This is a genomic window from Myxacorys sp., from assembly GCF_059501405.1.
In genome coordinates this window covers 70,702-90,849 of the sequence record NZ_JCACCM010000149.1, presented here as the reverse complement: position 1 = coordinate 90,849, position 20,148 = coordinate 70,702, and the positions used below count along the sequence as shown (strand labels likewise).

Here is a 20,148-nt window from a genome sequence, read left to right as displayed (position 1 = left end):
CACAGTTCCGTCTGTATTGCGCTCTGCGCTAATCGCTAACTCTTTCCCTTCTGGGTTAATTAATTTTGCTATGGATCGATTAATTGCTCAAGGTTGGAAACGGCTGCGTCAACTTCTCTTAAAGAGAATCATTCTAGTGTTGACGCTGATGTTCTGTATCGGGGTTGGGGTTGCGCTATCGAACATGTCGCGTCTCTCATCGAGCCTGATTGAAGCGCAAGCGACTCAAAATGCAGTTTTGTACACGCAGTCGTTTAATGAAGCGATTAATCTCTACAGTGATGCGGCGGTCGATCGCGCCAAAGCGATCAAAGGAGTTGACGTCACGCATACGTACTTGACTAAGCAAGGAGCCATTCCGCTGCCATCGACCTTTGCGATCGAGCTTGGCAAGCGCGTCACCGACAAGAACAATGAGTTAGCCTTTCGGCTGTATAGCGATTTTCCGTTTCCGTCCCGCAAAGCCCAAGGTGGGGCTAAAGATGCGTTCGAGCGGGATGCGATCGACTTTCTCAAAAAAAATCCGAGGCAGCAATTTACTCGTCTCGAGCGTCACGGCGATCATACCTCGTTGCGATATGCCGAAGCCAGTTTAATGAAACCGACCTGCGTTGCTTGCCATAATACCCATCCTGACAGCCCTAAAAAAGATTGGGAGGTCGGCAATATAGGCGGCGTGTGGGAAGTGACTCAATCGTTAGATAGTTTGGTAAATAAGACCAACCGAAATCTGACGGAGACGTTTTTTACCTTAGGCGGAATCTCGGTTTTAGGACTGTCAGGCATTACGTTAGTGATTGGAAAACAGCGTCAGACTACCCGAGAGTTAGAAGGGCGAGTCAGAGAACGAACGGCAGATTTAGCGCAGGCGAATGTTGATTTAGAAAAAAGAAATGGTTTAATTCGTCAAGTGTTTGGACGCTACTTAAGCGATAGCATCGTTGCCAATTTGCTTGAAACTCCTGAAGGCTTAAAACTGGGCGGCGATCGCCGCAACATCACGATTCTCACCTCTGATTTGCGCGGCTTTACTGCGTTATCTGAACGGCTCTCCCCAGAACAAGTGATTCAGATTCTCAATCTCTATCTAGAACACATGGCAGATGTAATCAATCATTACGAGGGAACGATTGATGAGTTTATGGGCGACGGCATCTTGGTGTTATTTGGCGCACCAATTGCCAAAGAAAATGATGCCCTAAGAGCGATCGCGTGTGCCTGTGCTATGCAGCTAGCCATGGGAGCGGTGAATGAAAAACTAAAACCCTTTGACGTTCCGCATTTAGAAATGGGAATTGGAATTCACACGGGAGAAGTCGTCGTTGGAAATATTGGATCAGAAAAACGAACGAAATACGGCATTGTCGGCAGTCCAGTTAATCTAGCCTATCGCATCGAATCGTACACTCAGGGAGGCCAAATTCTCGTTTCTCAGCAAACGTTAACTGAAGCAGGCTCAAACGTTAGAATTAACAAACGATTGAATGTTCAGCCGAAAGGATTTAAGCAAGCGATCGCAGTTTACGACATAGCTGGAATTGCCGGATTCTACAATTTATACCTGCCAAAAGAAGAGGAAACATTTGTTCAATTACCCGAAGGCATTCCGCTTCAGTTTGCCCTGGTAGAGGGAAAACACGTTGGAGACAGGCTCTTTTATGGAAAACTCATTCGACTGTCACAAAAAGGAGCCGAATTGCACGTTAATCGTTCGGAGCTACAGCCATTATTCTCTGAATCAACCACTCTTAAACTCAACATATTAGCCCCAGAGAGGAGTGAAGATTTCTATGCTAAAGTTTCACAAAAGGCAGCAGATACTGACAGTCTTTACATCTGTTTTACAGCAATTACGCCAAACCTTCAGAAGTACTTTGAGGGCTTGTTCAGTCAATTTTTATAGACAATTTTTTATAGACAAATCTTTAGTAACGCCTGAATTTGCCTGACGAGGCGTTGCTAAAATAGCAAACTGCAAATTACGGTCTACCATGATTCATTTCAATCGGTTTCGATCGGCTAAAGCTCGCAAAGCCGGATTTGTAGGGCTTTCGCTGCTCACGTGTGTGGCATGTGTGTTGATCTATTCTGTCCGTCGTCCTGCGATCGCAACCTCGCCTTGGATCAAGCGCAGCAATGAATACGCAGCGTTGCTCTCACAGGCAGAAACAGCAAAAGCATGTCGCGGAGAGTTTGCTGTCAGCGAAGAATTGTTAACGCTCAATCCAAGCTTTGTGGAATGCCAACAGCAACGCATTCGTCAAACGGTACAGACACTAGAAGAGAAATTAGCTCAAGAGAAAGATCAGAATCTGCGAGTGGATTTGGCAATTCTAATTGAGGCAGGACAGCGAGAGCTACGATCGCAGCTTCTTGATCAGAAATACAATCTCCCCTATGTCAACCTTAGCCAAGCGATTTCAAACAGTTTTAGAGATGCATTTCGAGAGTCGAGTTCATCTAAAACGAAACAGATGGCGCTAACGCAACTGAAACAGTATGCAGGAGAAGCAGCCGGAACGCCATCGCTAATCGCACGAGCAGAGCAACGCATCCGCGATCGATTGAACCAATCAGAAACCTATTTTCCAGAGAAATCTCAACTCGAATCTGACTTAAAGAGCGCAGCAACACATCTCGACAAGCTTCAGAAACTTTTTGAACAACAGAAAATATCAGACTATCAAACCACTTACGCCAAACTTAAATCTCAGCTACTAGAGTATGACACCTTTATTCGGCGCGAAGTCTTACCCAAAGCTAGGACTGATTTTCGTCTCCCCGCCGAAATTTATGCATTTAAGCTTCAAGAAAAAGGCATTGACATTCCGGTTAACGATTTGATTAGTCAAGCTCGCTCCAGCTTTAAACAAGTCCAGGCGCAAATGGAAGCGATCGCGCCGCAGGTCGCTCGGCAAAAACAACTCAAGGCAACTGGGTATCGAGAAGTGATTGGAGCGCTAAAGCAGAACCAGCTTTCTGCTGAGGACGCGCTGCGGCATTACCAGCAGCGCGAGAAGGATATCGAAGCGATCATTCGCCGTGAACACCTCGTCACCTTGCCAAAGCGATCGCTGAACATTCGCCTTGCCACCGCTCAAGAAAATGCGTCCTTCCCGGTTCCGCAATACTATCCCGGCAGATCGAGAAAAAGCGAACAGGGCGGCACGTTCATTCTGCCCGTGCTGCAACCTAAAAAACAGTCGCGTCCTTACGATGATTTCACTCATCCCGCTGTCGCTTGGACACTGACTGCCCACGAAGGCCGACCCGGACACGATTTACAATTTACAACGATTCAAGATCGAGGCTTGTCAAAAGCGCGTACCGAGTTTGCCTACAATACTGCCAATCACGAAGGATGGGCCACGTATGCCGAGGAAATCATACAGCCCTACATGCCGATCGAAGGGCGGTTTATTTCCCTTCAGTTTCAATTGCTCCGGGCGGCTCGCGCCTTTTTAGAGCCAGAACTTCAGCTAAATCGAATCACCACCGCAGAGGCAGTTCGAGTCCTGACCGAGGACGCCGGATTTTCACCATTCTTTGCCGATCAAGAAATCAAGCGCTACACCGCTCGATTACCGGGTCATGCGCCTGGATATTTCTATGGCTACCAGCGATTTATGCAGCTGCGATCGCAGGTCGAGACGGCGCTCGGATCTCGGTTTAATCCTCAAGAATTTCACGATTTCATTTTGTCTCAGGGGTTTCTATCTCAACAGATGCTGCAAGAGGCGGTCTCCCAAAAGTTCACTGTCAATCGAAATACTCCTGAATTCAGAAGCAAACCTTAAGAAACGTATCGTCTCCGCCCTTAGCAAGATGAGAAATCTACCTCTTCATTGCACTATTGGGATAAATCCCTATCTCTAGACAGACGTTCTGAGATAATAGAAATATCTAAAGGTAGATCGACCTTAGATGCCAATCACCGTAGAATTTTCTGATGAGTTAAAAGGGGCTTCGGAAAAATTTGATATCTACATCCGGCAGATAATGGTTTATAAAAAAAACGCTCTACTGTTCCATAACAATGTTTGAGGCTTGGCAATGAGTACAATCCGAGTAATTCTAATTGAAGACCATGACCTTACGCGGGTTGGCATCCGTGCGGCACTACAACAACGGGAAGGCTTTGAAGTCGTTGGAGATGCCAGAGATGCTAAGTCCGGCTTAAAGCTCCTGCGAACGGCACAGCCTGACATTGCGATCGTGGACGTAGGGCTGCCCGATATGACCGGAATTGAACTGACCAACGAGTTTAAGCAATTGCAAGCCGAAGGAGAATCGCCGCACACGAAGATCCTGATCATGACGCTCCAAGACAGTGAAGATACTGTACTTGCTGCGTTTGCGGCTGGAGCTGATTCCTACTGCATGAAGGATGCCAGCATCGACAAGCTCGCTCAAGCGCTCACCGTTACCTCCGAAGGCAACGCTTGGATTGACCCTGCGATCGCGCGCATCGTGCTGCACCAAACTCAGAAATCTTACGTTTCCTCGGCTCAAACCGTCGAACCTACAACGATCGCCATTAATCGAATCACCGACGAAGATTTCATTCCTGCCTATCCTTTAACTGAGCGAGAGCTAGAAGTGCTTAAGCTAATCGTCGATGGATGCAGCAATGCTCAAATCGCTGAACAGCTCTACATCACGGTTGGTACGGTTAAGACTCACGTGAGAAACATTTTGAATAAGCTGTGTGCAGACGATCGTACACAGGTTGCAGTTCGTGCTCTGCGCACAGGGTTGATTCAGTAATTTGTCATTCAAGCCATTGGGTCACACATTCCATTGGGTCACACATTGGACGCGAATTGGATCACAGATTACCCGCTCGTCTCCGCACCGCTAGCTGATTCCCACGCCTCCATTACATTACAAGGAGGTGTGGGAATTGTGCTTTGTGAGGAAATTTGTAGAGAGGAGATTTGAAAGAGACAAGCTACAATGCTTCAGACAGCCGATGCGGTTCCTTTGGAGTTGCCGCAATTGCACTAAAATAGCTGAGCATCATGCCTGAGCAGCCTTTCATCACACTCCTCAACCATCCCGGACAGCTTTGGGAACGGGCGATCGCTCAGACACAATTCGCGATCGCGTCCGGCGCGCTCCACTCGCTTCCCACCGAACGCGGATTCCTTCACGATGGGGGTGTCCAATTTTTGGTGAGGATTCTCGGCAATTTGATCCGCAAAGACGAAGCCACCCAAAAGCAGATCAACGCAGAATTGGCAACAGGTAAAGATTTCAACCCGTTCTTACCGTATGAAGCCGATTTATTTGTGGTTGATGTTTCGTCTACCCACGTCTGTTTGCTCAATAAATTCAACGTGGCTGATCATCACTTACTAATCATTACTCGCGCGTTCGAGGAGCAAGAATCGCTCCTGACCTTCAACGATTTTGAAGCTCTATGGGCCTGTTTAGCCGAATTCGATGGACTAGGATTTTATAACGCTGGCAAAGTTGCCGGGGCTAGTCAGCGTCACAAACATTTGCAACTCGTTCCATTTCCGCTAGTTCCAGAAAGCCGACTGCCGATCGCACCACTGCTCACATCCGCTTCAACAAATCTTCCGAACAATGTTTCGGGGTTACCCTTTGTTCACGCTTTTATAAACCTTGATCCGAGTTGGGCACAAGACCCATCTCAAGCGGCGGAACAGACGTTGACTTGCTACAACGCTCTGCTGAGATCGCTTGGATTACAAGTAGGAGACGGTAGAACACCAACCTTGCAATCTGGGGCGTATAACCTACTGATGACCCGGGAATGGATGCTAGTTGTGCCGCGATCGCAGGAAAGCACGCACAACATTTCGGTGAACTCACTCGGCTTTGCAGGCGCATTGTTAGTACGGAGCGAAGCAGAACTAAAGCTTTTAACCGAAATACGTCCAATGAATCTTTTAAGGCAAGTTGCTTTTCCTTTAGATTGAACAAATCAATGTCAGGATTAAGCCATGAAGCACGAACCGTTTATTGCGACGCCTAATTCGACAATCAAGCTAAAGAATTTCGATCCAAAATACAGCGGCTCTCTCGATAAGAAAACTGCACAACTTGAGCTACAAGCTGGGGTTGAGAGACTGGCAGCCTATCAAAATGTTCTGTATGCTCAAAACTCTTACGCGCTTCTGATTATTTTTCAAGCCATGGATGCGGCTGGAAAAGACAGCACAATCAAACACGTCATGTCGGGTGTTAATCCTCAAGGCTGTCAGGTGTATAGCTTCAAAAAACCTTCTGACGAAGAACTTGACCATGATTACTTGTGGCGATCGGCGCGAGCCTTGCCAGAACGGGGTCGAATTGGAATTTTTAACCGATCGTACTACGAAGAAGTGCTGGTCGTGCGCGTCCATCCAGAGTTATTAGCCCTCCAAAAGCTACCGCCCGCCCTGAATCACAAAAAGATCTGGGATCAGCGATTTGAGGAGATCAACAACTTCGAGAAGTATTTGGTGAATAACGGAATTATTGTTCTCAAATTTTTTCTGCATGTTTCAAAAGAAGAGCAGAAAAAGCGCTTCCTCGATCGAATTAATCAACCGGAGAAAAATTGGAAGTTTTCCGCATCCGACGCCAAAGAACGAGCAGCTTGGGATGAGTACATGAGCGCCTACGAAGCGGTTTTTAGCCACACCAGCACGCCGTGGTCGCCGTGGTATATTATTCCGGCAGATCAGAAGTGGTTTACGCGATTAGCCGTTTCCGACATTATCTGTAGCAAATTAAAATCGTTGAATTTAACCTATCCAACGATGACTCAACAGCATCAGCAAGACCTTTTAGAAGCAAAGAAAGTCCTTGAACAGGAGCCGTGATTGCTCTAATGGTTTAGCGCTTGGGGAGGCGTTTTCTCTGAATTTGAAAAATCGAGATCTGAGAAATTGCCCTTAACAGAAACCATTGGGCTATTTCCGCGCTTTCTGAATTTCTTCGCGAATAGTCAACAAATCAATATAGCTATCCGCGACATGGATGAGATGATCGCTGGCCATCGATCGCAGCGCAAATACCTCCACCCGCGACCCGACATAACTCACTGCATTTACCGCATACGACAGATCTCCGTCACCACTAATGACCACTTCAGTGTCACAATCTGGAGCCATTCGCACCATATCGACCGCGATTTCAACATTCATACTGCTCGCCCGTTTTACACCCGCCGGGTTAAGCACCACATCTTTTGTGATGACCCGATAGCCGTTGCGACGCATCCAGGTCAAAAAGGATTGCTGTCTCAAGTTACTCGGATCAACTCCTGTGTAGAAGAACGCAGAGACTAGCTGATTATCCTGACGAAAATAGCGCAGTAGCTTTGCATAATCAATCTCAATTCCCATCTGAGATGCCGCATAAAACAAGTTAGCGCCATCGATAAACATCACCACTCGACCGCGGCTCCCTTCGGGATGCTCTAACGAATTGTCAGTCTCCAAATTCAGTTTGCTAGACTGCTCAGGAAACGGTAAGGGTAACTGCTGTTGAGGGGAATGTGTCGGTTCAAGGTGAAGCGTAGCCTCCTCCCCACCGGGGTTTTCTTGAATTAACTGAACCATGAATAGAATTCTTAAGCTAAAACACTTATGTAATGTGGATGCAATGTGGGGTGACAGACCCATGCATTGACCTTAAAAGTGTTGGTTTGACTGGAGTTTATTACAAGGATCTGTGGCTTTCTGATGGAGATAGAAGAGCTTATCTTCGTATTGCTCCTGTCAGCATCACCCGCAATTCAGAATTCTGCTATTTTTTATCAAAAAGCTCAAGGAGATCGGTTGCTTCGTAACAAACCTTTGAGCTTAAGCGTATCCCTACACAAGCAACACGCATCTGCTAACCCTCGCATTACCCACCACTAAAGCTCTCTACCAACACAACTCTAAGTGTAAGTGTCGAGGAACAGTGCGTTTTCTCACTCTGTAGTTTAGGAGGGCGTTCCCTAACTCTGTGAACTGTCCAATCAGAATTTGTAGATTTTTCTTCGAGATAAAAGACAGCGCGATCGCCGCGAGGCGCGACCCTGACAGAATCGCATAACTCAGCCAAATCGCGGTTAACGTTTTGTCCAGAGGGCCGCTCGGTGCGACCACATCGAACCCCTCAATCCATTGAGCAAAAAGTGCTGGAGCCCCTCTCAATCTAGGTTAGAGCCTCTCTATAATGTAAATTAATGCGGTAGATTTTGACAATCTTAAAGCATCATAAAGAATTTCTGTTATTTTAACAAGGTTTAACTTTGCTTCGTAGACTTTAACCTTAAGTTGTAAGCCTTATAAATTTAGGTTCGACTGATGGTGTGTCTGACGAAATGACTCGAGCTTTTTTCCGTTCACTTGAGCTAGAGTTACGAAAATGTGTTTTTCGTGCAGAAGCTGTGAACGAATATCACAGTTTATATCGTTAGTTACACTGCGCTCTTTAACTTCGGAAAAGCAGGGTAAACCTGATAAGGAATACTAAGGTTTCCTAACAAAACACACATCGGGTATAGCCACTCTAGCAAGGTCACTCTAGTAAATTGCACTTTCACATTATTTTGGCTTAGCTCAGAAGCCGTCTCCCTACTTTATTTGCGTGTGGTATCCTCCGTAGAAGGTCTGGTGATTGAGCGGATGGTAATGCTAACCCTAGAACACAGATTATAAAAATCAAATTTCGCGGAGTCGGATGATTATGCAACTCGTTCCTCGTCCTCATCGCAATCAGTCTTCTCCACAGCGGTTAGATCATGATCAAGAGGTTCAGCACCCAACGGTTAAGACGGTGCGATCGCTAACTGAAACCGACGATCGCGTGATTATTTTTATTGATGGCTCTAATCTGTTCTATGCCGCGATGCAGCTTGGTTTAGAGATCGATTATGCCAAGTTGCTGTGCTGTCTCACAGGTCAGCGACGATTGCTGCGAGCCTACTTCTACACGGGCGTCGATCGGCAAAATGAAAAGCAGCAAGGCTTTTTGCTTTGGATGCGGCGGAATGGTTACCGGGTTGTGACCAAGGATTTAGTTCAGTATCCCGACGGGTCTAAACATGCCAATCTCGATGTTGAAATTGCGATCGATATGGTGATGTTGGCAAAGCACTGTGATACTGCTGTTTTGTTAAGTGGAGATGGCGACCTCGCTTATGTTGTCAACAATGTTGCGTACCAAGGCACGCGGGTTGAAGTTGTTAGCCTTCCTGCCATGACCAATGACGGACTGATCGATGTTGCCGATCGCTTTATTGATCTATCCGCCATTCAATCTCAAATTCAGCGATCTGAACCTGGAAGCCAAGCTCGACCCGTTTTATAGCAGCGACTCCAATCAGTTTGAAAGAAGTAGTTTGAAAGAATCACGGCAATATTAGGGCTTTTAAGCCATTTCCCTTTGATTGACATAGGATTGCTATAGATTTTTTACGCTAGAGTCTATGTCCATTAAAAAGATTATTTCGATCGGAATGCTAATTTTTGTCCCGATTTCTATCGTGGCAGAAACGCAGCATTGGGGAACCATGACGGTCTTCATTACCTCTGCTTTGGCGATCGTGCCCTTAGCAATTTGGTTAAGTACTGCTACCGAAGAAGTTGCGATCGTCACAGGTCCCTCGATCGGTGGGTTGCTCAATGCTGTATTTGGCAATGCAACCGAACTGATCATTGCGCTGGTCGCACTTAGAGCCGGATTGATTGATATTGTCAAAGCGAGCATCACCGGAACGATTATCAGTAACTTGCTGCTGGCAATGGGGCTTTCGATGTTTCTGGGTGGACTCAAGTATAAAGAGCAAGACTTTAAGCCGATTGTGGCACGTGTGAACGGCTCATCCATGACCCTCGCCGTGATTGCTATTTTGCTGCCAACGCTTGCGTTCTACACCTCTGGCAACATCGAAACTCCGGCGATTGAGAAGCTCTCGATCGCGGTAGCTATCGTGTTAATTGCAGTGTATGGCATGACGCTGCTCTTTTCGTTGAAGACTCATAATTATCTCTATGAAGTCAGTTTATCTGAGCTAGAAGGCGAGGGAGAGGGCGCACACAAACCGAACCTATGGCTCTGGCTGGGAATTCTGGTAGCGGCGACTGTTGCGGTTGCTTACGAATCAGAAATTTTCGTCGGCGTGGTGGAAGAAGCAACAAAAGGGTTGGGATTAACGCCGCTCTTTACCGGGGTGATCTTGTTGCCGTTGGTTGGTGGTGCAGCAGAATATGTGACCGCAGTCGGGGTGGCGGTTAAAAACAACATGGATTTGTCGGTCTCAGTGGCGATGGGATCGAGTTTGTTAGTGGCGCTGTTGATGGCTCCCGTACTGGTACTGGTTGGACAGGCGATCGGGCAACCGATGGATCTCAGTTTCAATCTGTTCGAGGTCGTTGCGGTTACAGTAGCCGTGGTTGTCGCGAATCTGATTAGTTTAGATGGTCGCTCAAACTGGCTAGAAGGAGCGTTGCTGTTGGCGACTTACGCGATTCTCGGGGCAGCCTTCTATTTCCAATAGTGTCAGTAGTCAGTTACGACGAGGCATTCAAAGCTTCAAATTGCTGCCAGCAGAGGTAGAGCGATCGCGGCAAATGGAAACATCCCTTCCATTTGCCGCCTTTAAGATTTAACAGCACTTCTCCTCGCCGATCGAGATAGCCAAACCATTCGCCATACTCAGGATCAGCAAAATGAGACCATGCATACTCATGAAGCTTGGTGTACCAGTCCCAACATGCGGCGCGACCCGTCAAGCAATACCCCATCGAGAGCGCAACGAGCGATTCTAGGTGAACCCACCACAGTTTTTGATCCCATTCCAATTGCTGGGTTGGATGCCCCTTGGCGTCCATAAAGTAATAGAGACCGCCGTATTTCGCATCCCAAGCAAAATCAAGAATGCTTAATACAACATCTATAGCTTGGTTAACGGCTTTAGAATCACCTCGACGATTGGCAATATCCATAATGAACCACATAGCTTCGATGCCGTGACCTGGATTAATTAATCGTCCTTCAAAAGAATCAAACCGTGATCCATCAGGTGCAACGTTTTCGTACATGAGCATGGAACGGCAATCAAGAAAGTCAGTCATCACTTCCTCAACCGTTGCACTCAAGACTTGCTCAAGCGTTTCGCTTGGCAACAGCCACTCCATTTCAAGGGTCAAATTCGCTAAAATCATTGGCACAGCTAATGATCTTATTGGGCGAGTGCCCGGATAGATTTTGTTGTAGTGACCTTTAGGATTGTCTTTACGGCGTAAAACATTGTTATAGGCTTGCAGCGCAACTTCTTTCGGCCACTCCTCGCCAGAGGCAAGAGCATATTTACTAAACGCCATCGCCGCGAAGCAGTCAGAGAAAATATTGTAGGGCTGCACAAGTGGGTTTCCAGATCGATCGAGGGAAAAATACCAGTTTCCCTCTGCATCTCTGCCATGCTGCGCCAGAAAGTTAGCCCCGTTTGCCGCAATTTTAAGCCAGTCTTCTCGTGGCTCCAGCTGTTGATATAGGGTTGAAAATGTCCAGACTTGGCGGTTTTGCAGCCAGATAAATTTATCCGTATCGTACACATTGCCCTTGCGATCGAGGCAGGTAAAATAACCGCCTTGCTCCCAATCCACTGAATGCGTTTCCCAAAATGGCAAGACATCGTTGAGGAGCGCATTTTTGTAAAGTTTTGCTAGTGCTTCAAAGTCCTGCTCCACGAATTCCTTCCTCTTGATCACACAGCAATAGCATCATATCGCCTTGTCATAAAGCGTCATTACCTCTTTAAGCGATAAGCGTGACTGTGCCCCCAGCGTCAGCGATGAGGTATGCCCGCGCTCCAAATGCTCAGCCGCCGCACACGCAATCATCGCCGCATTATCCGTACAGAATTGCATCGGTGGAAATAGAACCCGCAAATTGTGTTTCTCAGCCGCCGCTTGCAAATGTTGACGTAATCCCCGATTGGCTGCCACTCCGCCGCCAATGGCGATCGCATCCAACCCATAATCTCGCGCACATGCGATCGCTCGTTTCGTGAGCGATTTTGCGACCGTTGCTTGAAAACTCGCCGCCAGATCTGCGATCGGTAATGGCTCTCCGTTCTGCTGGAGTTTTTGAGTCAGTCGCAGAACTGCTGTTTTCAATCCACTAAAACTGGAGTCGTAGGGATGATAGCCGCCTTCGGGTAGCGAAATTTGGCCTTCGGGCAGCGGAAATGCTCTTGGGTTTCCCTCGCTTGCCAGTCGATCGATGATTGGCCCTCCTGGGTAGCCCAAATTCAACAGCCGCGACACTTTGTCAAAGGCTTCTCCTGCCGCATCATCGCGCGTTTGACCTAGCACCTCATAGTGTCCGCAATCTTTGACATAAATTAAACTCGTATGTCCACCAGACACTAGCAGGCACAGAAACGGAGGCTGTAAGGTTGGATCACTTAGATAAGAAGCGTAAATGTGTCCCTCTAGGTGATGAACGCCAATAAACGGCTTTTGATGTAGCATTGCCAGGGTTTTGGCGGCGGTCAACCCAACCAGTAGCGCCCCAACTAATCCTGGAGCGCAGGTTCCGGCAATGCCGTCAATGTCAGACCAACCGAGATTAGCCGCTTCAAGAGCTTGCGCGATCGCGCCATTGACAATTTCGACATGCTGACGCGATGCCACTTCTGGCACAACCCCACCGTATTTCTGATGGATTGCGATCTGTGACGAGACGATACTGCTCAGAACGTGACGATTCTTTACGATCGCCACCGCCGTTTCGTCACAACTTGTTTCAATTGCTAAAACCGTTGCCATTTGCTGATACGTTTTTGAAGGTATAGGCTACCGTAGCGTGGCTAAACCCTGCGTGGTGTAGCTAAAACTTGGATTAGGTAACGCTAATAAAAGTTTATCGCGCTACTCAGTTTCGTCTATTTTTGGATTGCAGAAAGCTCAACGCTTTTTGCACTAATAAACTACGCAATTTGTAAAAAAGGGAAACAATTCCATGCAACGATTGTTTGCTCTAGTTCTCGTTTTCTCCTTGTGGTTCGGCTTTGCCGCTCCACAGCCAGCCCAGGCTTACAACTTAGTCCCCTGTAACGAAAGTACGGCCTTTGCTCAACGTGCTAGAGACTCGGTGAACCAGAACGCTGCGCGACGCTACGAGATGTACTCTCGCTCAAACTTGCTGTGCGGCAAAGACGACGGGCTGCCTCACTTGATTGTAGATGGCAATCTTGCTCACTTGGGTGAATTCACGATCCCAGGCATTCTGTTTCTGCTGATCACCGGTTGGATTGGTTGGGCGGGTCGCTCTTACATCCAAGCGGTAAAGAAGAGCGGCAACCCAGAGGAGCAAGAGATCATTATCAACGTGCCTTTGGCAATCAAATGCCTGTTGAGTGCTCTCCTATGGCCTCTTCTAGCCGTCAAGGAATTGACGACAGGTGAACTTGTTGTGGGTAATATCACGAACCCAGACACTGGCATTCCTGTGTCTCCGCGCTAGAGAGACGGCATGAGGGAAGAAGGATGAATCAATTGTTCTTCAGTTCTTTGTCCTTTCTCCCTCAAACTTAGTCCAACTACCCACCAAGCGCGTCTATTGCTCCTTCGATGAGCGCTCAAGGGACATCGGTAGAATCCCTTCTCGCCGAGAAAGGCTTGAGTCATCTCAAGCAACGCTGTTTTACCCTAAAAACATTGAATTTACGGAGTCTAACTATGGCTGGTTTGCCTCGTTATCTTTCAAGCGCACCTGTACTGGCAGTGGTTTCAATTAGCGTCGCGTTTACGGCGTTTATGCTGATCAACTGGGTTTCACCAGATTTGCTCTTCTTAGCTGAATAGAAAAAATTGGGCGATAGGAGAGGCTTCAATTGCTGTCTGAAGCTTGTACGCTATAACGTATCCCTCCTATCGCTCACTGGACTATGCTCGATTCGGAACTCGAAATTCGTCGCCTGCTAGACGTTATGCCTGCTTCTGGGCGGATGTTAACCAAACTAGTGAGCAAGCCAGAGCAACGAGCGCTAATCGATGCTCCATTCCCGATGCCTTGGAGTAGCGATCGCGTCGTTTACATTAATTTTGATTTGTGGAGTCGTCTCTCCCGCCCGCAACGAGATCTGCTGATTCTCCGCACTGTCAGTTGGCTCTCTAGCGTGACATGGTTTCAGCCCAATCTTTCGCTAGGGCTAGCAGGGGCAGGAGTTGTGGGACTGGGGTTTGAGCTATTACAGCAAGACATTGTAGGCATCGCCGCAACGAGTGCCCTCGGCGCGATCGCACTCAGCCAAGTTTGGCGCACCAATCGCAGTTCTCGGATTGAACTCGAAGCAGATGAGAAAGCGCTACAAATTGCCCAACGTCGAGGCTATACCGAGACGGACGCGGCTGGATTTTTACTATCAGCGATCGAATCAGTGGCTCAAAACGAAGGGCGATCGCTGACGTTTATTGAAGTATTGAGATGTCAGGCATTGCGCGCGATCGCAGGTCTCTCCCCCATGAGTGTGCCGCAATCGATTCGACAACAAGATTTCTAGCGCTTCCCGACAGATTTTTCCGACGGATTCGATTTGAAGTAGGCTTCTAGCACTTGACGTACCATCGGAGCCGTGACTGAGCCACCGCTGCCACCGGAAAACTCGCCCATTGCAACGACCACAATTTCAGGCTTGTCGTACGGGGCAAACGCTCCAAACCACGTATGAGAGCCTTGTCCTAAGTCTTCAGCTGTACCGCTTTTACCCGCCACCGGAGGCAAACTCGACACATTTAACGCCTGTCCGGTTCCGGTGCTGATCACGCCTCTTAGGCCTTCTCGCAGAATCCGAATGGTATCAGGATTAAGATTGAGCGGCTCGCGCCAGTTCTGAGCCGATTCGTTGTCTTTGAGCAAATGAGGCTTGACCCGATATCCACCGTTGGCAGCGATCGCAAACATGGCTGCTACTTGTAACGGCGACGCCTCAACATAGCCTTGTCCAATCGTCATATTCACCGTGTCGCCGACAAACCACTCTTGCTTCACCTCTTTCTGCTTCCAAGCCGCATCAGGCACAAGACCAGGAGATTCTTCAGCGGCCAGTTCAACACCCGTTTTTTGCCCAAATCCGTAACGATGCGTCCACTCAATCAAGGGTTTCTCCCCCATTCCCATGCCGATTTGGTAGAAGAACGTGTCGCTGCTCCAGGTCAGCGCACCGACAAAGCCTTGAGGACCAAATCCCGCATGGTTCCACTCACCGAAATCAATTCCACCCACTTTGAGAGAAGGATAGGTGTTGAGAACCGTATCAGGCGAGAATTTGCCCGATTCTAATGCCGCCGTTGTGGTGACGATTTTGAACGTACTCGCAGGTGGATAGCTCTGCAATGCCCGATTGAGAAAGGGATGGTCTTGGCTCTGGAGTTGCTTCCACGTCTCGTCGGACATCCGCGTGGTAAAAAGATTAGGATCAAATCCAGGACGGCTCACCATCGTCAGAATTGCCCCAGTATGCGGATCAAGCGCGACGATCGCACCTTCACGATCTCCAAGTGCCGCTTCCGCCGCTTTTTGCAGATCCAGATCGAGCGTCACTGTGACATCTTTGCCCGCATGGGTTTCTTTCTCTCCCAAAATTTTCAAGACATCTCCAGCACCATCGACTTCAACCTGCTGACCGCCCCACTCGCCGCGCAGTTGCTTCTCAAATGCCGCCTCAATCCCCATCTGCCCAATCACATCTCCCAGTCGATAGCCTTCGCCCTGGTGACGCTGCAACTCCTGATCGCTCAGTTCGCCCGTGTAGCCGATTACATGCGCTCCCAAATCGCCGTTTGGGTAGTCTCGTACCGCCTCAGCATCGACTTCTACCCCTGCTAATTCGCTGCGGTACTCTTCTAACGCCGTCACTTTCTGGGGACTGATTCCCCGGGCAATTCGCACCATGTATGGAAAACTGTAGCCTTCTTGTTGCAATCGCCGCTCAATATCTTGCACCGGAATATTCAGAATGTGCGATAAGCGCTGCAACGTCTTGGGCCAATCTACTTTCTTCTGTGCCAATGGCTGGAGGTACACTGAATGAGACAATCGGCTCCCCGCCAGAATTCTGCCCTTGCGATCGACAATTTTTCCGCGCTCTGGATGCTTGGGAATCAGTCGAATTCGGTTTGTTTCTGCCAGTTGACGATTGCGATCGCCCTCAACGAGCTGCAAATACGCCAGCCGCCCGCCCAAGCCAGCTAAAATCAGCCCAACTAGCAGCAGAAGCAGCACCATTGATTGATTTTGGCGTCCTACGTTCCGACCCGTTTGTTTGGGGAGAGCGGGTGCAGAAGAAGAGTGAAGAAGGGCCATAAATAAACAGTTGAAGGGACGCAGGCTCTCTAGGCAGTGCTACTTAGGAGTTGCAATATTAGGATTGCACTAGAGGACTTGCACTAGAGCGGCTTAGATTCCAAAGCTGTCACAACTTTGTCTAACAGTTGTCGTTTAACAGTTGTCCTCGAGTTCGGGTCTGGGAGTTTTAATACCTGCATGGGCAATCTAAAACCGGAGACCGTGAACGCGATCGAATGCACCCAATTTAATTATTAAATCATTCTTTCAGATCAAATTTGCCATACGCGCCTTCAAGGCGCAGTTAGCCTAGAGTGCAGCTCCGCAGAAACCGTAGATTCTACATCCTTCCCATCGCATAAAATAAATCAAATTGAGCGTCGAACCCCTTTATCTTTTGGTAGGGAATGCCGCGTTCATGATCCAGGGAGAATCACCGCAAGGAACCGAAACTATGTCTCAAACGGCAACACACAAGCCGCTTTCAACAGGCGTCAATGTTGGATTTGATGTTGAACTGCGGAAAGTGTTTAAAGTTTATGGGGGTGAATCTGCGGTGCGAGGCGTTGATCTCAGCATTGGTCAAGGTGAGTTTTTTAGTATTCTTGGCCCGTCGGGTTGCGGCAAAACGACCACATTGCGGCTGATTGCCGGATTTGAAACACCGACAGCAGGCGAGGTGGTGATTCGCGGTCAGTCTATGAATCATGTCCCGCCTTATCGGAGACCTGTAAATACAGTGTTTCAAAACTATGCGCTGTTTGGTCATCTATCCGTGTGGGAAAACGTTGCGTTTGGGCTGCGAATTCAAAAATGTCCCCGCTCAGAGGTGCAAAGCCGTGTGCAGGATGCGCTGAAGCTGGTAAAGATGGAAGGCTTTGCCAAGCGATCGCCGTCCTCCCTTTCGGGTGGACAACAGCAGCGAGTTGCCCTTGCACGAGCATTAGTGAATCGTCCGGCGGTCGTATTGCTCGATGAACCATTGGGCGCGTTGGATCTGAAGCTGCGCAAAGAAATGCAGGTCGAACTGTCGATGTTGCATCGAGAGTTAGGCGTAACCTTTGTGCTGGTGACGCACGATCAAGAAGAGGCGCTGTGCTTGTCCGATCGCATTGCGGTGATGAACGCGGGACAAGTCGAGCAAGTCGGCACACCCGATCAGATTTACGAGCGTCCTCAAACAGGATTTGTCGCCAGCTTTATTGGAGATACCAATTTGTTTCGCGGCAGAATTGAGGGCGCACATCCGACAATGCTCTGGATTCGCACCGAAAGTGGCTTGAAGATGACGGTACAACCTGCCCAGACAACCCCACCGCTCACGTCGGGACGAGTTGTGGTGAGTGTACGTCCTGAAAAAATTCAGGTCAGCCTCACGCCAGAAGAGCAGGGCAACTGCTTTGAGGGACGCCTGCGAGATGTGATGTACTTGGGAACGCATGTGCATTACGTCGTTCAGTTGCTGTCTGGCGATCGCATCACGGTACGTCAACCTCACGCCTTGACCGTGCCAACGGCAGAAACCCCGATCTATCTAGTTTGGGACGCGGAAAGCTGTTTAGCGCTACCGGATAGTCAGGGGTGAAGGTTATGTTAAGTCGAGTTCATTCTCATCGGTCTCGTCGTCGGTTTTTGAAGGGCGCGATCGCAGGAGCATCGGGATTTGCCCTGTCGAGTTGCGGTTGGACGTTAGCCAAAGTGCAAACCGAGGAGGTCGCTCAGAACCGTTCTAACGAATTGCACATTTACACCTGGTCAAACTACATTGATCAAGAATTGGTCAACTCGTTTAGAGAAAAAACTGGAATCAACGTCATTTTCGACATTTTTGATTCTAACGAAACAATGCTGGCAACGTTTCAAGCGGGCAAAGGCGGGATCTATAGCATTATTTATCCCTCTGATTACAAAGTTAGTCAGATGATCCAATTAGGATTATTGAGCGAATTAGACCATTCTCGATTGGACGGGCTGACCAATCTTCTACCCCGGTTTCAGCACTCGGTTCACGATGTGGGCAACCGCTACAGCGTTCCGGTGAGTTGGGGAACGACAGGATTGGTGTATAACAGCGAGAAAATTCAAGAACCACCCACGGATTGGGATTATCTTTGGCAAAACAAAGAGAAGCTAACACGGCGAATTACGCTAATGAATGATGTCCGGGAAGTCATGGGAGCAACGTTGCGATCGCTAGGATTTTCCTATAATTCCACCAATGCCGATGAGATTAAGAAAGCCTTTGAGCGACTGCAAGAATTGAAAGGCGCGATCGCCACCTTTACAACGGATGCATGGCGTGATCAAATCATTGCAGGCGATTTATTGATCTCGATGTGCTACTCTGCCGACGCTGTGAGCGTGATCAATCAAAACAAAAAGCTGAAATATGTGATTCCCAAGAGTGGAACATCGATCTGGAGCGATACGATGGTAATTCCAAAAACGGCTCCTAACCGAGATGCGGCTTATGCATGGATGAGCTTCATGCTGCAATCGGATGTCGCCGCAAAAGTAACAGAGCGATTGTTTTTTGCCACGCCTAACCTAGCGGCGTTCCGCCGATTGCCCCAGTCGTTGCGATCGAATGTGAGTTTATTTCCGCCAGATGCTCAGATTAGCCGATCGGAATCGATCGCCCCTGTGGCAAAATCAACGCTCGAACTCTACGATCAATATTGGACCAGGCTAACCAGCAGTTGAGACTTACTCACTAGACGCCTATGGCTTGGCGGATTTGAGCAACTATTTGTTCTACAGGTTGATCACTATGTAGCGCGATCGCGTCAGTTGGTTCTTCTAAGGTTTCAAGCTGACTGTGCAACATACTAGGTGGCATAAAATGCCCCTGGCGGTGCTGCATGCGTTCTTGCAAAACCGCCTCCGACGCTTTGAGATAGACGATCTTCACCTGATCAGAATCTTGTTTTAGCTGCGATCGATAACTGGCTTTTAAAGCAGAACACGCCAAAACAAAGTTTTTCTTGTCCTCAAGCCCATGCTGGATCAGCGATCGAATCGTTTCTAGCCAAGGCTTGCGATCGTCATCTGTCAGCGCAATGCCGTGACTCATTTTGTCAATATTCGCTTGGGGATGCAGCCCGTCTCCGTCGATAAAATCCCATTTCAAATCATCCGAAAGCCGATTACCGATGGTGGTTTTGCCGGAGCCAGAAACGCCCATAAGCAAAATAATCACGAGGCAACACTCCAGTTCACATAAGGCAATCGAGCCGCCGTAGCGCGGATCTGATCTGCTCCAGCAACCAACTGACCACACGCATCCCACGTTCCCGCTATAAACATCTGACGTGGGCCTTCGCCGATTGAAACTGGAGCGGTGAAGTCGTCGCAGTGAACCTGCTTCAGTTCTAAATCAACCTTTATTTCGGCTTGAGGATTTGCGCTCAGCCGCTCCTGTAGCTGTTTTGTCACGCTTGGATCAGCAGTCACACAGGGGATTCCGAGCGCCACACAATTTCCAAAGAAGATTTCAGCAAAGCTTTCGCCGACGATCGCCCGGATGCCCCACTTCGCGATCGCTTGAGGGGCATGTTCGCGACTAGAACCACAGCCAAAGTTACCGTTGACAACGAGAACGGTTGCGCCTTGATATTGCGGCAAATCAAACGGATGCTGCCCGCTTTTTTGAGCGCGATCGTCGGCAAAGACTTGTTCGCCTAAGCCATCGAAGGTGACAGCCCGCAGAAACCGTGCCGGAATAATCCGATCGGTATCAATATCATTTCCAACCAGTGGAATTCCCCGCCCTGTAACGGCTTTAACTTCGCTGACCATATGACAAACCTTTGAGTGCAGTCTATTAGTATAAAGCGAACGCCGTTA

At 48.5% G+C, this 20,148-nt stretch carries 19 protein-coding genes; 12 read left to right on the top strand and 7 right to left on the bottom strand.

The features are described 5' to 3' along the window. The first annotated feature begins 70 nt into the window (after window positions 1–70). The 5 genes from AC5I6P_RS20620 (at window position 71) to AC5I6P_RS20600 (ending at window position 6,836) form a co-directional block, all read left to right on the top strand. Window positions 71–1,903, top strand: a complete 1,833-nt coding sequence (locus AC5I6P_RS20620) for an adenylate/guanylate cyclase domain-containing protein (RefSeq protein WP_495695636.1) — start codon at window positions 71–73, stop codon at window positions 1,901–1,903. Between the two features lie 88 nt (window positions 1,904–1,991). Further along, window positions 1,992–3,797: a DUF885 domain-containing protein gene (locus AC5I6P_RS20615; protein WP_495695635.1), complete on the top strand. Its 1,806-nt coding sequence runs from the start codon at window positions 1,992–1,994 to the stop codon at window positions 3,795–3,797. Between the two features lie 256 nt (window positions 3,798–4,053). Then, window positions 4,054–4,767, top strand: coding sequence for a response regulator (locus AC5I6P_RS20610; RefSeq protein WP_495695634.1), 714 nt, complete (start codon window positions 4,054–4,056; stop codon window positions 4,765–4,767). A gap of 254 nt (window positions 4,768–5,021) precedes the next feature. After that, window positions 5,022–5,948, top strand: a complete 927-nt coding sequence (locus AC5I6P_RS20605) for an ATP adenylyltransferase family protein (protein ID WP_495695633.1) — start codon at window positions 5,022–5,024, stop codon at window positions 5,946–5,948. Window positions 5,949–5,972: 24 nt separating this feature from the next. After that, a complete protein-coding gene (locus AC5I6P_RS20600) occupies window positions 5,973–6,836 on the top strand; it encodes a polyphosphate kinase 2 family protein (RefSeq protein ID WP_495695632.1) in 864 nt (287 codons plus the stop codon). Between the two features lie 90 nt (window positions 6,837–6,926). Here the strand turns inward: AC5I6P_RS20600 and AC5I6P_RS20595 are convergent, their stop codons facing one another. Continuing rightward, window positions 6,927–7,577, bottom strand: coding sequence for a LabA-like NYN domain-containing protein (locus AC5I6P_RS20595; protein WP_495695631.1), 651 nt, complete (start codon window positions 7,575–7,577; stop codon window positions 6,927–6,929). 309 nt (window positions 7,578–7,886) lie between these two features. Then, window positions 7,887–8,111: a hypothetical protein gene (locus AC5I6P_RS20590; RefSeq protein ID WP_495695630.1), complete on the bottom strand. Its 225-nt coding sequence runs from the start codon at window positions 8,109–8,111 to the stop codon at window positions 7,887–7,889. Between the two features lie 583 nt (window positions 8,112–8,694). Here AC5I6P_RS20590 and AC5I6P_RS20585 point away from each other — a divergent pair. After that, window positions 8,695–9,318 carry a LabA-like NYN domain-containing protein gene (locus AC5I6P_RS20585; protein WP_495695629.1) on the top strand — a complete coding sequence of 208 codons (624 nt, stop codon included), beginning with the start codon at window positions 8,695–8,697 and terminating at the stop codon, window positions 9,316–9,318. 118 nt (window positions 9,319–9,436) lie between these two features. Beyond that, complete coding sequence (gene cax, locus AC5I6P_RS20580; protein ID WP_495695628.1) at window positions 9,437–10,507, top strand: calcium/proton exchanger; 1,071 nt, start codon at window positions 9,437–9,439, stop codon at window positions 10,505–10,507. Window positions 10,508–10,520: 13 nt separating this feature from the next. Here cax and AC5I6P_RS20575 read toward each other — a convergent pair whose 3' ends face one another. After that, complete coding sequence (locus AC5I6P_RS20575) at window positions 10,521–11,699, bottom strand: n-acyl-d-glucosamine 2-epimerase (RefSeq protein WP_495695627.1); 1,179 nt, start codon at window positions 11,697–11,699, stop codon at window positions 10,521–10,523. A 33-nt stretch (window positions 11,700–11,732) separates the two neighbouring features. After that, window positions 11,733–12,782 (bottom strand): tRNA (adenosine(37)-N6)-threonylcarbamoyltransferase complex transferase subunit TsaD, encoded by a 1,050-nt coding sequence (tsaD, locus tag AC5I6P_RS20570; protein WP_495695626.1) that lies wholly within the window; start codon window positions 12,780–12,782, stop codon window positions 11,733–11,735. Window positions 12,783–12,975: 193 nt separating this feature from the next. Between tsaD and AC5I6P_RS20565 the strand changes: the two genes are divergently transcribed. From AC5I6P_RS20565 to AC5I6P_RS20555, 3 genes are all read left to right on the top strand, one after another. After that, entirely contained in the window at window positions 12,976–13,479 is a 504-nt protein-coding gene (locus AC5I6P_RS20565; protein WP_495695625.1) for a Photosystem I reaction center subunit III, read from the top strand. Window positions 13,480–13,694: 215 nt separating this feature from the next. Further along, entirely contained in the window at window positions 13,695–13,820 is a 126-nt protein-coding gene (locus AC5I6P_RS20560) for a hypothetical protein (protein WP_495695624.1), read from the top strand. Between the two features lie 83 nt (window positions 13,821–13,903). Then, window positions 13,904–14,518: a DUF3318 domain-containing protein gene (locus AC5I6P_RS20555; RefSeq protein WP_495695623.1), complete on the top strand. Its 615-nt coding sequence runs from the start codon at window positions 13,904–13,906 to the stop codon at window positions 14,516–14,518. On the opposite strand, the gene mrdA is transcribed toward AC5I6P_RS20555, so the two are convergent. Then, entirely contained in the window at window positions 14,515–16,320 is a 1,806-nt protein-coding gene (gene mrdA / locus AC5I6P_RS20550; protein ID WP_495695622.1) for a penicillin-binding protein 2, read from the bottom strand. The genes AC5I6P_RS20555 and mrdA overlap by 4 nt on opposite strands. 436 nt (window positions 16,321–16,756) lie before the next feature. Between mrdA and AC5I6P_RS20545 the strand changes: the two genes are divergently transcribed. After that, window positions 16,757–17,887, top strand: coding sequence for an ABC transporter ATP-binding protein (locus AC5I6P_RS20545; RefSeq protein WP_495695621.1), 1,131 nt, complete (start codon window positions 16,757–16,759; stop codon window positions 17,885–17,887). 5 nt (window positions 17,888–17,892) lie between these two features. Further along, complete coding sequence (locus tag AC5I6P_RS20540; protein WP_495695620.1) at window positions 17,893–19,005, top strand: ABC transporter substrate-binding protein; 1,113 nt, start codon at window positions 17,893–17,895, stop codon at window positions 19,003–19,005. Between the two features lie 10 nt (window positions 19,006–19,015). On the opposite strand, the gene AC5I6P_RS20535 is transcribed toward AC5I6P_RS20540, so the two are convergent. Beyond that, entirely contained in the window at window positions 19,016–19,501 is a 486-nt protein-coding gene (locus AC5I6P_RS20535) for a gluconokinase (RefSeq protein ID WP_495695619.1), read from the bottom strand. Beyond that, complete coding sequence (gene leuD, locus AC5I6P_RS20530) at window positions 19,498–20,100, bottom strand: 3-isopropylmalate dehydratase small subunit (RefSeq protein WP_495695618.1); 603 nt, start codon at window positions 20,098–20,100, stop codon at window positions 19,498–19,500. The genes AC5I6P_RS20535 and leuD overlap by 4 nt, the downstream gene beginning before the upstream one ends. Between the last annotated feature and the right edge of the window lie 48 nt (window positions 20,101–20,148).